This is a genomic window from Mycobacterium sp. TH-M11 (genome assembly GCF_057473725.1).
Map to the genome: position 1 here is coordinate 1 of NZ_JBYCLD010000472.1, position 13,080 is coordinate 13,080.

The following is a 13,080-nucleotide window of genomic DNA, read 5'->3' on the forward strand; positions in this document are numbered from 1 at the left end:
CCGCCGGCGCCCTTGTTGCGGCGCTGACGCGCTGCGGCCGACGGTCCGGGACGCTCTCCCCGACCGCCCAACCGCGGACCGGTGATGGCAAACATGACACCGCCGAACATGACGATGAAACCGAGCACGGACAGCGCCGGGAATGTTCCGAGCATGGTGGCCTTGACTGCCACACCGGAGACCAGCATTGCCAGCCCGAGCACGAACAACGCGGCGCCCTGCAGACGTCGCCGTGCCGTTGAGGCGCGCAATCCGCCGCCGCGCACACTCGACGCGAACTTGGGGTCCTCGGCGTAGAGAGCGCTCTCGATCTGGTCGAGCATCCGCTGCTCATGATCGGAGAGTGGCATTCGTCCCTCCTTGCCGGAAACCTGTCACGTTTATACCGTTAGCACGCTTGCCCCCGTTGCGGGGACGACTACTCGCAATGATACGAGGTCGATCTGCGCGTTACCACTGCTTCGTCGGCTAATTGTAATCGTGACAGTCGGCGAACGACGCGCCGGCGGTGCCTCGATAATGGGATGGCGCACCGCACTGGACGACCGAGGAGGAGACCGCACGTTGGTGACATTCCTCATCAACCTGCCGCCGCAGGAAATGCAGCGGCGGCTATCTGATGCCTTGGGCGTCTACGTCGACGCCATGCACTATCCGCCCGGCACCGAGAACCAGCGCGCCGCAATGTGGCTCGAACACACCCGGCGCCGCGGCTGGCAGGCCGTCGCGGCGGTCGAAGTCGAAAAGCCGGCGGGCACGGAGCCGTCGTCCGACGAACTGAGCGGCGCAGCCCTGCTGGGCGTCGCCTATGGCTACTGCGGCGCACCCGACCAGTGGTGGCAGCAGCAGGTCATCGCGGGCCTGCGGCGCAGCGGTTATCCAGATCCCGCTATCGCCGCGCTGATGGCCAGCTATTTCGAGCTGACCGAACTGCACATCTCTACCCGGGCGCAGGGGCGCGGCCTCGGCGAAGCGTTGACCCGTCGCCTGCTCTCCGAACGCAGCGAAGCCAACGTATTGCTGTCGACGCCGGAGACAAACGGCGAAACCAACCGGGCCTGGCGGCTCTACCGGCGCCTGGGCTTCGTCGACGTGATCCGCGGCTACCACTTCACCGGCGACCCGCGGGCATTCGCAATTCTGGGGCGCCAGCTACCGCTGTAGTGACACCGACACCGTCGCCGTCTGGCACGATGACCTGGTGCGCGCCAGCGGTATACAGCTCTCGTCTCGGCAATCGACAGCGCGGCGGACACGCCGCCGTCTCACGGCATGGGCGTTGCTGCTGCTGGTGATCCCCATGCTCGCCGGGTGTGTGCGGGTCAAGGTGTCGATCACCATCTCCCCGGAGGACCTGGTGTCCGGTGATATCGTCGCGGCCTCCAAGCCGCGAAACGCCAAAGACAACGGTCCGCAGCTGGATCCCAATCTGGCGTTCGGCCAGAAAGTTGCGGTATCTAAATACGACCGCGACGGCTACGTGGGATCGCAAGCCACCTTCGCGGATCTGACGTTCGCCGAACTACCGGAGCTGGCGCGGATGAACTCCGACGCGCAGGGCGTGAACCTGTCGCTACGCAGAGCCGGCGACCTGGTGATTTTGGAGGGACGCGCGGATCTGACATCGCTGAACGACCCCGACGCCGACGTGGAGCTCTCCGTCGCTTTCCCCGGTACGGTGTCCTCCACCAACGGCGATCGCGTCGATGCGCAGACCGTGCAGTGGAAACTGAAGCCCGGCGTGGTCAGCATACTCAGCGCCCAGGCGCGCTACACCGACCCGAGTACCCGCTCCTTCCAGGGCGCGGCCCGGTGGCTGGCGTTGGCCGCGCTCGCGGTGGCCGGCGTCGTGGCGGGCCTGGCCTGGTACACCCGCGACCGCTCGCCGAAGCTCGCCGAGCCGAGCGACCCATCATCGAGCTGACCTACGAACGGGTCGGCGACCAGTAATCCAGCATCTCGGCGAATGTCTCGAACGCCGGCGCGGAATTACCGTAAGTGGCCTCGAGATGCAGGCTCAGCGGATAGCCCAAATCGGCGACGCCGTCGATCACCCGCTTGTACAGATCGAGGACCAGCGCACGCCGTTGCACCGGCTCGGTGTTCGCCAGCTTTGTGACGAAAGCCTGCTCCTTGGCGACGGCGGGGTTGCCCGGATCCTGAATCAGCCAGTTGATGAAGCCGATCTTCTCCTCGAGCGCCGGCACGAACCCGAAGCCGAGCAGAATCTCTGGCCGGTGATCGGTCTTCTTCGCGAAGTCGGCCAAAAAGCCCACGATGGCATCGGAATACAGCAGCTGTGTCTGCGCAAACGTCGCACCCCGGTCGCACTTGAAATTCAGCCGGCCCGTTTCGCCCTCGCGAGTGGGAATCAGGATGACGCCCCGATTGTCCACCAGCCCTTGGTAAATCGAGAGCGCGTCGGTCGGCGCGACGCCGGCGCCCTCGCCGTCGGCCATCGTACGTGGAACGCCGACAAACACGATGCCGCCTATCCCGGCACCGACCAGCGCACCGAGCCGGTGGCGCAGAGTCGGCTCGTCCATGAAGGCCGTGACCTGGCTGCACAAACCGCGCACTCCGGGCAGCTCGGGCTTGATCGTCGACCAGAAGTCCAGCACGTCGAGTTTCGGCTTCATCTCGATCGGCCGGTCGTCGTCTTCCTCGATCAAACCCGGCATCATCACGTGCCCGATGTCGCCGTCGATGCCGGACTTCGCGGCCAGCTGAACCATTTTGCGGGCGTCTTCGACCGCTTTCCCGGTACCGCTTTCGAGGTTCGGCGGCACCAGCTCAAGCGCGATGGTGTTCAAAGTCAACGAGCTGCTCCTCATTCAACGACCGGTTCCCCCGCCGCAGCAAACATGTCGCCACGGCCCTGGCGGCCCGGAAGCGGCACCGGCCAAGGACCGCACCGCGCCACACAGCAGCATAGTGACGCCATCGGCGCGACTGTCCGGCGACGGTCGATCGGGCCGCCCGGATCGTTGTCCAGCGGGCAAAACCCGCTGGACAACGCCGCGCCGAATAGACTTGGCGGGCCATGACCACCACAGACTCAGAAGAGGTGCGGCGCTGAGCGCAGGAGCAGCGGCAACAGTCGAATTGGCCGACGCCGTCACCGTCCAGTTGCGCAGGTATCTGCGCGACCGCCGACGCCAGGCCGCCCACATCGGAGCCGAGTACGACACGCTGACGGCCGGCCTGGAGGATTTCGTCCTCGGCGGCGGCAAGCGGCTACGCCCGGTTTTCGCCTACTGGGGCTGGCGCGCGGTCTGCGACGACGATGCCGACGAGCAGGCGCTGCTGCTGTTCGCCGCGCTGGAATTGCTGCATGCCTCGGCGCTGGTGCACGACGACGTGATCGACGACTCCGCCACCAGGCGCGGGCGACCGACCATGCACAACCAGTTCGCCGCGCGGCATCGCGACCGCGGCTGGCGGGGATCGGCCGACCAGTTCGGGCTGTCGGCGGCGATTCTGCTGGGGGATCTGGCGCTGGCGTGGGCCGACGACATCGTCGCCGGCGCCGAGTTGGCGCCCGATGCGGGTCATCGAGTGCGCCGCGTCTGGGCCGACATTCGCACCGAGGTGCTCGGCGGGCAGTACCTCGACATCGTCGCCGAGTCCAGCGGAGCCGAGTCGATCGCGTCGGCGATGACCGTCAACACCTACAAGACCGCCTCGTACACGGTGTCGCGGCCGCTGCAGTTGGGGGCTGCGGCGGCGGCCGACCGGCCGGACGTGCACGCACTGTTCCACCAGGTCGGCAACCAGCTGGGGGTGGCTTTTCAGCTGCGCGACGACGTGCTGGGCGTGTTCGGCGACCCGGCCGTGACCGGTAAGCCCTCCGGCGACGACTTGCGTTCCGGCAAGCGGACCGTGCTGCTGGCGACCGCCCTGGAGTTGGCTGACGCGTCAAACCAGTCCGCCGCCAAGCTGTTACGCACCTCGATCGGCACGCACTTGAGCGACGTCCAGGCCCGCGAACTGTGCGATGTCATAGACCAGGTCGGCGCGCTGGCCGCGATCGAGGATCAGATCGCCGCGCTGACCCGTCGCGCGCTGGACCTGGTCGCCGACGCACCCATCCGCGCAGCGGCCAAGGTCGGGATCGCCGACCTCGCCGACCTCGCCGCGAACCGGTCCTCCTGACGTCCGTGTCCACCCCTGCGTCTGCCCCGGCCTCCACCTCGAGCATTGCTGCACCCCAACCTCTATCGCGACTGCGGGCATTCTCGGTCAGCGCCGAGGGCCGCCCGGCCATCCTGGGTTTCCTCGGGGCTGCTCTTATTACGACGGGAGGTCTGGGCTCCGGCAGCACCAAACAGCACGATCCGCTCCTGGAGGCGGTGCACCTGTCTTGGCTGCGCTACGGGCATGGCCTGGTGCTGTCGTCGGTGCTGCTGTGGATCGGCGTGACGCTGATGCTGAGCGCGTGGCTGTGGCTGGGCCGACGCGCATTGGCTGGCGCCGCAAGTGAATACGCCATGATCGCCAGCGCCGCCATCTGGCTGGCGCCGCTGCTGCTTTCAGTCCCGCTCTTCAGCCGTGACACCTATTCGTACCTGGCCCAGGGCGCGCTGTTGCGCGACGGGCTGGATCCTTACGCGGTCGGGCCAATCGACAACCCAAATCCACTGCTGGACAACGTCAGTCCCATCTGGACCATCACCACCGCACCCTACGGACCGGCGTTCATCATGATCGCCCGGTTAGTGACGATGCTGGTCGGCAACCACGTGATCGCCGGGACGATGCTGCTGCGGTTGTGCATGTTGCCCGGGCTGGCGATGCTGGCGTGGGCGACACCACGGATCGCGCGGCATGTCGGCGCGAATGTGCCCATTGCGCTGTGGATCTGCGTTCTCAATCCGCTGGTGATCATTCATTTGATGGGCGGCGTGCACAACGAGATGCTGATGGTGGGCCTGATGGCCGCCGGCATCGCGCTGACCTTCGATCGACACCATGTCCCGGGCATCACCATGGTCGCGGCGGGGATGGCGGTCAAGGCCACCGCCGGCCTCGCGCTGCCGTTCATGGTCTGGGTGTGGATGCGCCACCTGCGTGACCGTCGCGGATACCGGCCGCTGCGGGCGTTTTCGGTGGCATCGGTTGCGTCGGTGGTGATTGTCGTCGTGGTGTTCGCCATACTTTCCGGGGTGGCCGGGGTGGGGCTCGGCTGGCTGACCGCGTTGGCCGGGTCGGTGAAAATCATCAACTGGCTCAGCGTCCCGACCGCGGCGGCCAACCTGATTCACGCGGTCGGCGGAATGTTCTTCACGGTCAGTTTCTATGGGACGCTGCAGGTTACCCGCGCGATCGGCATTGCGATCATCGCGCTGGCACTGCCGTTGTTGTGGTGGCGGTTCCGCCATGATGACCGCGAAGCGCTGACCGGCATCGCCTGGGTAATGCTCGTCGTGGTGTTGTTCGCACCCGCCGCACTGCCGTGGTACTACTCCTGGCCGCTGGCGGTGGTGGCTCCCCTTGCCCAGTCACGGCGCGCCGTCGCGTCGATAGCGGCGTTCTCGACATGGATCATGGTCATCTTCAAACCCGATGGCGCCCACGGAATGTACTCATGGCCGCAGGTGCTGCTGGCGACGGCGATAGCGCTGCTCGCCTGGCGCATCCTGGACCGCCCCGGAGTGGCAAACGTCAGTACGCCATAGCCTGTGCGCGGCGCAGCACTTCGCGGGCCTGATGCGCATGCAGCGCGTCGACCGGGCGGGCGTTGTTGAGTACCTCACGCGAGCCGTCCCGCGTCACCGTCAGCGACGGGTCGGGGGTGAACAGCCAGCGGAGAATCTCGGTGTCCTGGTAGCCGCCGTCTCGCAGAACAATCAGCAAACCGGGCAGACTCTTGACCACTTCGCCGTCGCTGGTGAAAAAGATCTGCGGGATCACCACCTCACCGGCGCGGCGTACCGCCACCAGATGCCCTTCTTTGAGGTGCTGTTGCACTTTGGTCACCGCCACGCCGAGCAGATCGGCGACAATGCGAAGACCGTAGGTCGGTTCGTCGGGGTCGAGAACGTCGTTCCCGGCCGGAATCCTGCTCACCGACGTAGTGTACGGCGACGGCGGCGGCGCTTCTTCAGGCTCGCGGCGTAAGGTTCCGGGCGCGGCGGCGGCCGCCGCCTACGATGGGCGCGTGACCGCGGCGAGTAGCGACGATCTCGAAGGCACGTTGCTCGATGGCCGCTATCGCATTGCGACCAAAATCGCGACCGGCGGCACGTCGACGGTCTATCGCGGCCTCGATACCCGGCTGGACCGCCCCGTCGCGCTGAAGGTGATGGACGCCCGCTATGCCGGCGATGAGCAGTTTCTGACCCGCTTCCAACTGGAGGCTCGCAGCGTGGCGCGGCTCAAGGATCCGGGCCTGGTCGCGGTCTACGACCAGGGCCTGGACGCCCGGTATCCGTTCCTGGTGATGGAGCTGGTCGAGGGCGGCACGCTGCGCGAGTTGTTGGCTGAACGCGGCCCGATGCCGCCGCACGCGGTCGCCGCGGTGCTGCGTCCGGTGCTGGGCGGGCTGGCTGCGGCACATCGCGCCGGGCTGGTGCACCGCGACGTCAAACCCGAGAACGTGTTGATCTCCGACGAGGGCGACGTCAAAATCGTCGACTTCGGGCTGGTGCGCGCCGTCGCCGAGGCCGGAATCACCTCCACCAGCGTCATTCTCGGCACTGCGGCCTACCTCTCCCCCGAGCAGGTCAAAGACGGAAACGCCAGCCCGCGCAGCGACGTCTACGCGGTCGGAGTCGTCGCCTACGAGCTGTTGACCGGCCAGGCGCCGTTCTCCGGCGACACTGCGCTATCGGTGGCCTATCAACGTCTGGACACCGATGTGCCCCGACCCAGCAGCGTGATCAACGGTGTCCCTGCGCAATTCGACGAATTGGTCGAGCGTGCCACCACACGCGACCCCGCCGGCCGCTTCGCCGACGCCGGGGAGATGGGCGCGGATCTGAATGCGATCGCCGACGCGTTGCGGTTGCCCGACTTTCGGGTGCCCGCGCCGCGCAACTCGGCACAACACCGCTCGGCGGCGCCGCGTCGCCGGCAGGCTAGCACCGACCGGCACCGCACCAGGGATCTGCGTCAGCAAGCGGCCGCGCGGCCGACGGTGCATCGGCCGACCCGTCAGTTGGTCCGCGAGCCGCAGGACCGGCCGGCCGAATCTCGCTCGGCATCCAAACAATTCGCTGGAATTGACCTGGTCGAGTTCGCCGTCGAGCGCGAGCGCGCCCGACGCATGATGTTGATCTGGATCGCGGTCGTATTGTCCATCACCGGGATGGCCGCCGCCGCGGCGTGGACCGTCGGCAGTAATATCAGCGGACTGCTTTAGTCGCCACTCAGTCGCGCAGCATCTCCGCGACCAGAAACGCCAGCTCCAGCGACTGCTGAGTGTTAAGCCTTGGGTCGCAGGCAGTTTCGTAGCGTCCACTGAGGTCGGTGTCGGAGATGTCTTGGGCCCCACCGAGACACTCGGTGACGTTCTCGCCGGTGATCTCGACGTGGATGCCGCCGGGGTAGGTGCCCAGCGCGCGGTGCACCTCGAAGAAGCCCTGCACCTCGTCGACGATGCGGTCGAAGTGCCGCGTCTTGTAACCGGTGGAGGACTCGTGGGTGTTGCCGTGCATCGGATCGCACTGCCAGATCACCTGATGCCCTGTCGCCTGAACCTTTTCGATGATCGGCGGCAGCAGCTCGCGCACCTTGTTGTTGCCCATCCGGCTCACCAGCGTCAGCCGGCCCGGCTTGCCCAGCGGGTCGAGGCGCTCGACGTACTCGACGACCTGATCGGGAGTGGTCGACGGCCCGATCTTGACGCCGATCGGGTTGGCGATCACCTCCGCGAACGCGATGTGCGCGCCGTCGAGTTGACGGGTGCGATCACCGATCCACAGGTAGTGCGCCGACAGGTCGTAGAGCTGCGGCTCGCCATCCTCCGGGTCGGACAACCGCAGCATGGCTCGCTCGTAGTCGAGCACCAAAGCCTCATGGCTGGCGTAGATTTCAGCGGTTTGCAGATTGCGGTCGGCCACCCCGCAGGCATTCATGAACTTCAATCCGCGGTCGATCTCCGAGGCCAGCGCCTCATAGCGTGCTCCGGCCGGCGAGGTCCGGACGAAATTCCGGTTCCAGTCGTGCACCTCGTGCAGCGACGCCAAACCCGACGAGGTCAGCGCACGCACCAGGTTCATCGCGGCGCCGGCGTTGGCGTAGGCGCGCACCAGCCGCGACGGGTCGTGCTCACGCACTGCCGCGTCGGGGGCGAAGCCGTTGACCATGTCGCCGCGGTAGGAACGCAGGCCCAGCGCGTCGGTGTCCGCCGACCGCGGCTTGGCGTACTGGCCGGCGATGCGGGCCACCTTGAGCACCGGCACGCTGGCGCCGTAGGTCAACACCACCGCCATCTGCAGCAGCGTGCGAATGTTGCCCTTGATGTGCGGCTCGGTGTTGTCGACGAAGGTCTCGGCGCAGTCGCCGCCCTGCAGCAGGAATGCTTCGCCGCGGGCGACCTGGGCCAGCATCTCCTGAAGCCGCACGATTTCCGACGGCACCGTCACCGGCGGCACACTCTCCAGCACCTTGCGCAGCGGCTCGACCTGCTCGCGCGTCCAGCCCGGCTGCTGCGCGGCCGGTTTGGCAAGCGCGGCGTCCAGGCGGGCCCGTAGCTCCTCCGGCAGCGGAGGCAGCGACGGAAGCTGCTCGATCGGTACGTCGACGGTCCAGTTCACCTGTCTATGGTAGCCGGGCTGACCACGCCCTCAATCCGGCCGCTATCAGGGCCGATGCAAATCGACCGAACCGCCCGCATCGTCGTCGCCCGTCGCCATGGGCCGACTCCTCACCGGGCGACCGAACCGCCCGCATCGTCGTCGCCCGTGATCAACCGGTATCGGGTCAGCTGATCGCGGGCGTCGACCAGCGCGTCGTGCACGTTCTCCGACCGGGGTGGCATCCGTGGGCTGCCACGGTCTTCCCAGAGCTGGCGCATCTCGTGGGTAAATCTGGGAATCTGCGGCGGCAGGTGCGTCATCGGACCCCACAACTGGCAGAGGACGACGTGGTCGTAGGCACCGACCCAGGCCCACAGCTCGATCGGCTCCGGCCCGTCGATGTCGAAGAACGTCTCCAGGTCGGCGCGGATCTGCGACCGCGACCGCCACACCTGCGAAGCCGGTGACGGCAGCTTGGGGAGCACATTCGTGCGGACCCATTTCCCGGCTCGCTCCGGGTTGAATTCCGTTGAAACGGCGTAGTACTCGCGGCCGTCCTGGGCGACCACGCCGATCGAGATCAGCTCGATGGTGTGGCCGTCGTCGATGAACTCGGTGTCGTAGAAATATCGCACCGGCAGCTACCCCACACCAAGCCCGTTGACGAGCACATTCGGCACCTGCTCGGGCGGGGGTGCGGGATGCACTTCACGGTCGAGTTGCTCGTTGATCATCCGAGGCGAAGGAACCCGCGGCGTGCCGGCGACGGCGTATTGCAGCCACAGCTTGGCACGAACCACCGGGCGGCGCAGCTTCCGCTCGCGCTGCAGCGCGCGACTCATCTTGTCCAGCCGGCGTAAGTACAGGTAGCGGGCCCACGGCGCCCGCGGGCGGGACAGCCGGATGGCGCCGACGACCAGCAGCGGAACAAAGAACATACCGAGCAGGCCGGTCCACACCTTCCCTTTGAGTAAGACCAGTACCGCCAGCGGCAGCGTCAGCGCCATGGCGAACACCAGCCCGGCGCGCATCAGCGTCGAGTGGCTGGTGTCCTTCCAGAGGCTGATGAAAAACATCAGCGGGTGCAACCCCAGGACCAGCAACCCGCCGACCGCAACCGCGGCGAAGACCGCGTCGACCGAGGTTCGTCCATCCTCTTCCCAATAGACGTCGGACAGGTGCAGGATCAACGCATACTCATCGAGCACCAGCGCGGCACCGATCCCAAAAAGGATTGCTGCTGAAGTAAATTCGGCCTCGTTGCCGTTCACCGACAACGTCACCAGCGTCACGCCGGAGATCATCACCAGCACGACCCCCGCCACCACGTGATGGATGTGCTTGGACCCGATGTGGATGTTGCGCGGCTCCCACCACCGCGGTGGCCTGCCGGCGCTTTGCCGACGGCGGATCAAGCGCACGAAGGTACGCGTCACGAAAAATGTCAAGATGAAGGCGACCAGACAACACAGCAGCGGAAGCCGACCGCGGCCGATGATGTCGTGTTCGAACCAGTGCAGCACGCTTAAAAAGCTACGCGTACGTCACGCCGAGGATCGTCCGCGACACCGATTGGGCCGCCGGCACCGATAGGCTGATGACCGACATGACTAGATGGCGCTCGCCCGACGCGGGCAGTTCAGGCGGGCTGCACGCCGCAGCGCAACCGACTAGCTGGCGGAAAGCAGGCTGGTTGCTGCTTCAACTGGCGGCGCTGGCGGCATTGGGCTATGCCGGCTGGCGGATGCTGGGAAGCACCCGCTACCGCATCGACATCGATGTGTACCGGATGGGTGGGCGGGCCTGGCTGGACGGCCATCCGCTCTACAGCCCCGATATCAAATTTCACACCCCGATCGGCCTCGACCTGCCGTTCACCTATCCTCCGCTGGCGGCGGTCATCTTCGCCCCGTTCGCGTGGCTGGGCATGCCCGCGGCCAGCGTCACCATCACGTTGATCACGCTGGTGCTGCTGCTGGTCTCGACAATGATCGTGCTGACCCGGCTCGATGTGTGGGCCACCAGCCGAGTGGTGCCTGGTCCTGCGTGGTTGCGCCGCTGGTGGCTGACCGCGCTGCTGGTGTCCTGGGCGACGTTGTACTGGGAGCCGGTCCAGGCGAACTTCGCCTTCGGACAGATCAACGTGGTGCTGATGACGGTGGTGATCGCTGAGTGCGTGCCGCGTCGCACGCCGTGGCCGCGGGGACTGCTGCTGGGGTTGGGCATCGCACTCAAGCTCACGCCCGCGGTCTTCCTGCTGTACTTCCTGCTGAACCGGGACCGCCGCGCCGTCCTCACCGCGGCGGCCTCGGTGGTGGCCGCGGTCGCGACCGGGTTCGCGCTGGCCTGGCAGGACTCGTGGGAGTACTGGACCCGCACCGTGCGCAACACCGATCGGATCGGATCGGCGAGCCTGAATACCAACCAGAACATCGCCGGCACGCTGGCGCGGCTCGGGCTCGACGAACACCAACGATTCCTCCCGTGGGTGGTGGCGTGCGTCCTTGTGCTGGCGCTGACGGTGTGGGCGGCACACCGGGCGCTGCGCGCCGGCGAGCCTGTGCTGGCGTTGATCTGTATAGCCCTGTTCGGCTTGGCAGTCTCGCCGGTGTCCTGGTCACATCATTGGGTGTGGATGTTGGAGGCGATCATCGTGACGGCGGTGGCGGCCTGGCGCCGGCGCAATGTCGCTTTGGCGGCCATCAGCGTCGCCGGGGTGGCGCTGATGCTGTGGAGCCCGATCGACCTCATGCCCAAACACCACGAGGTGACAGCCGCGTGGTGGCGTCAACTGGTCGGGGCGTCCTATTTGTGGTGGGCGCTGGCCGCCTTGGTCGTCACCGGAGCCACCGTCGCCGCTCGCACCGGTACGGCGTCCGCGCCTCGGACTCTCTCGCCCGCGCCGGTATCCGCCTGATCTGCTACCCGGCCGCCGTCTCAGGAATCCGAGACGGCGGCACTTTTCCCGGTGCGGCGTTATCGGCGTCTTTCAGCGTCGCGGCGTAGATGTCGACGTACTCCTGATCGGAGAGCCCCATCAGTTCGTAGATCACCTCGTCGATCACCGCGCGTTCGATGAACCGGTTGCCCGCCAGTCCCTCGAAGCGAGAGAAGTCCATCGGCTTGCCGAAGCGAACAGTGACCTTGCCGAATCGAAGCATCGAGGTTCCGGGCGGGTTCACGTTGTTGGTGCCGATCATCGCGACCGGGATCACCGGGACGCCGGTTTCCAGGGCCAGACGCGCCAGTCCGGTCTTGCCTTTGTAGAGCCGGCCGTCAGGTGAGCGGGTGCCTTCGGGATACATGCCCAGCAGCTTGCCTTCGCCCAGAACTCGCTTGGCGGTGTCCAGGGCGGCCTGTGCCGCGTCGGCGCTGCTGCGATCGATCGGCACCTGGCCGACGGCGGTGAAGAACCACCGACTCCACCAACCCTTGAAACCGGTTCCGGTGAAGTACTCCGACTTGGCCAGAAACGTGATCCGCCGCCGCACCACCAATGGGAGGTAGAAGCTGTCCATTACCGCCAGGTGGTTGCTGGCCAGAATTGCCGGACCGGATTGCGGGACGTATTCCAACCCTTCAACTTTCGGCCGGCCGAGCAGGGCGAGTAACGGGCCGAGGAGGATGTACTTGAAAATCCAGTAGGCCATCAGGCCTCCTCCTCAGCTGCGCCAACAGTGTTACGGGCCAAGAGTACCGACCCAACGTGTGCGCGACCACATCACGCTGACGTCTTGCCAACACCTCGACGCCAAGTTCGTCGATGTGGTATCAGCCGGCGTGACTATTCCTCGACGGTGACGGTGATCGGCTGGTATCGACTGGCCGAGGCCGGTTCGTTCATGATGTTCGCCGAGCCGTCGCCGCTGGGTGGGCCGTCCGGTGGGGGCGGCGTCGGCCGGTCGACCTGATCGACGATCGTGCGGATCACCGCCAGCAGTGCGACGCTGTGCTCGGCGATGACCGTCAGCAGTGGATGCTCGTCGCCGTTCACCACTGCCGCCAATGCGCACACCGGGCACCACACTTGCTGGCAGGTGCCGGTGCCGGCCCCGTTGCCGACCGCCCGCGCGGCGGCCAGGCGAATCGCCGGGTCGATCTGGTCGAGGATTTTCTGCGCGAGTTTGCGCAACTCCGGGCCGATGTCGGAGTGAGAGCCCGGGCGGGTCATCTCGGCCACACCTCCGGATCGGGTTGGAAACGCACGGTCAATTCGCCGCCGCGAAGATGCGCATCCATGACCGTGCACCGCCGCAGAACGGACGCCAGCCGAACCCTGCGGCGCATGCCGCCGGCGCCGATGATGAGGTCGTCGCCGACCCGGCCCAGGGTGAGCGCT

The 13,080-nt window shown here is 66.6% G+C and carries 14 protein-coding genes and 1 pseudogene; 6 read left to right on the top strand and 9 right to left on the bottom strand.

All coding sequences use genetic code 11. The annotated features are described in order from the left end of the window. Positions 1-350: DUF3040 domain-containing protein (locus AC2VOG_RS18180; RefSeq protein ID WP_486941233.1), on the bottom strand; the 350-nt coding region annotated here is incomplete at its 3' end. A 214-nt stretch (positions 351-564) separates the two neighbouring features. On the opposite strand from AC2VOG_RS18180, the gene AC2VOG_RS18185 reads away from it, so the two are divergent. Together AC2VOG_RS18185 and AC2VOG_RS18190 are read left to right on the top strand one after the other, a co-directional pair. Next, entirely contained in the window at positions 565-1,164 is a 600-nt protein-coding gene (locus AC2VOG_RS18185) for a GNAT family N-acetyltransferase (protein WP_486941244.1), read from the top strand. 136 nt (positions 1,165-1,300) lie between these two features. Then, positions 1,301-1,924, top strand: coding sequence for an LppM family (lipo)protein (locus AC2VOG_RS18190; RefSeq protein WP_486941245.1), 624 nt, complete (start codon positions 1,301-1,303; stop codon positions 1,922-1,924). Between the two features lies 1 nt (position 1,925). On the opposite strand, the gene AC2VOG_RS18195 is transcribed toward AC2VOG_RS18190, so the two are convergent. Continuing rightward, the gene (locus AC2VOG_RS18195; RefSeq protein WP_486941234.1) at positions 1,926-2,819 is read right to left on the bottom strand and encodes a mycobacterial-type methylenetetrahydrofolate reductase; all 894 of its coding nucleotides are present in this window, start codon (positions 2,817-2,819) and stop codon (positions 1,926-1,928) included. Between the two features lie 286 nt (positions 2,820-3,105). On the opposite strand from AC2VOG_RS18195, the gene idsA2 reads away from it, so the two are divergent. Next, on the top strand, positions 3,106-4,155 hold the full coding sequence (idsA2, locus tag AC2VOG_RS18200) for a bifunctional (2E,6E)-farnesyl/geranyl diphosphate synthase (RefSeq protein ID WP_486941235.1): 1,050 nt from the start codon (positions 3,106-3,108) through the stop codon (positions 4,153-4,155). Between the two features lie 5 nt (positions 4,156-4,160). After that, positions 4,161-5,678, top strand: a complete 1,518-nt coding sequence (locus AC2VOG_RS18205) for an alpha-(1->6)-mannopyranosyltransferase A (RefSeq protein ID WP_486941236.1) — start codon at positions 4,161-4,163, stop codon at positions 5,676-5,678. Here AC2VOG_RS18205 and AC2VOG_RS18210 read toward each other — a convergent pair. Continuing rightward, on the bottom strand, positions 5,665-6,069 hold the full coding sequence (locus AC2VOG_RS18210) for an Rv2175c family DNA-binding protein (RefSeq protein WP_486941237.1): 405 nt from the start codon (positions 6,067-6,069) through the stop codon (positions 5,665-5,667). The genes AC2VOG_RS18205 and AC2VOG_RS18210 overlap by 14 nt on opposite strands. A 91-nt stretch (positions 6,070-6,160) precedes the next feature. Between AC2VOG_RS18210 and AC2VOG_RS18215 the strand changes: the two genes are divergently transcribed. After that, entirely contained in the window at positions 6,161-7,363 is a 1,203-nt protein-coding gene (locus AC2VOG_RS18215) for a protein kinase domain-containing protein (protein WP_486941238.1), read from the top strand. A gap of 7 nt (positions 7,364-7,370) precedes the next feature. Here the strand turns inward: AC2VOG_RS18215 and AC2VOG_RS18220 are convergent, their stop codons facing one another. From AC2VOG_RS18220 to AC2VOG_RS18230, 3 genes are all read right to left on the bottom strand, one after another. Beyond that, positions 7,371-8,759, bottom strand: coding sequence for a class II 3-deoxy-7-phosphoheptulonate synthase (locus AC2VOG_RS18220; protein WP_486941239.1), 1,389 nt, complete (start codon positions 8,757-8,759; stop codon positions 7,371-7,373). Positions 8,760-8,869: 110 nt separating this feature from the next. After that, positions 8,870-9,376 (bottom strand): polyadenylate-specific 3'-exoribonuclease AS, encoded by a 507-nt coding sequence (locus AC2VOG_RS18225; RefSeq protein WP_486941240.1) that lies wholly within the window; start codon positions 9,374-9,376, stop codon positions 8,870-8,872. Positions 9,377-9,382: 6 nt separating this feature from the next. Continuing rightward, positions 9,383-10,264 (bottom strand): hypothetical protein, encoded by an 882-nt coding sequence (locus tag AC2VOG_RS18230; RefSeq protein WP_486941241.1) that lies wholly within the window; start codon positions 10,262-10,264, stop codon positions 9,383-9,385. 83 nt (positions 10,265-10,347) lie between these two features. On the opposite strand from AC2VOG_RS18230, the gene AC2VOG_RS18235 reads away from it, so the two are divergent. Continuing rightward, the gene (locus tag AC2VOG_RS18235; RefSeq protein WP_486941246.1) at positions 10,348-11,658 is read left to right on the top strand and encodes a glycosyltransferase 87 family protein; all 1,311 of its coding nucleotides are present in this window, start codon (positions 10,348-10,350) and stop codon (positions 11,656-11,658) included. 4 nt (positions 11,659-11,662) lie between these two features. On the opposite strand, the gene AC2VOG_RS18240 is transcribed toward AC2VOG_RS18235, so the two are convergent. The 3 genes and pseudogenes from AC2VOG_RS18240 to AC2VOG_RS18250 form a co-directional block, all read right to left on the bottom strand. Continuing rightward, positions 11,663-12,391: a lysophospholipid acyltransferase family protein gene (locus AC2VOG_RS18240; protein WP_486941242.1), complete on the bottom strand. Its 729-nt coding sequence runs from the start codon at positions 12,389-12,391 to the stop codon at positions 11,663-11,665. Between the two features lie 134 nt (positions 12,392-12,525). Next, entirely contained in the window at positions 12,526-12,912 is a 387-nt protein-coding gene (locus AC2VOG_RS18245) for a hypothetical protein (protein WP_486941243.1), read from the bottom strand. Further along, positions 12,909-13,080: pseudogene (locus AC2VOG_RS18250) on the bottom strand (ArsA family ATPase); the annotation flags it as partial. The gene AC2VOG_RS18245 and the pseudogene AC2VOG_RS18250, both read right to left, overlap by 4 nt.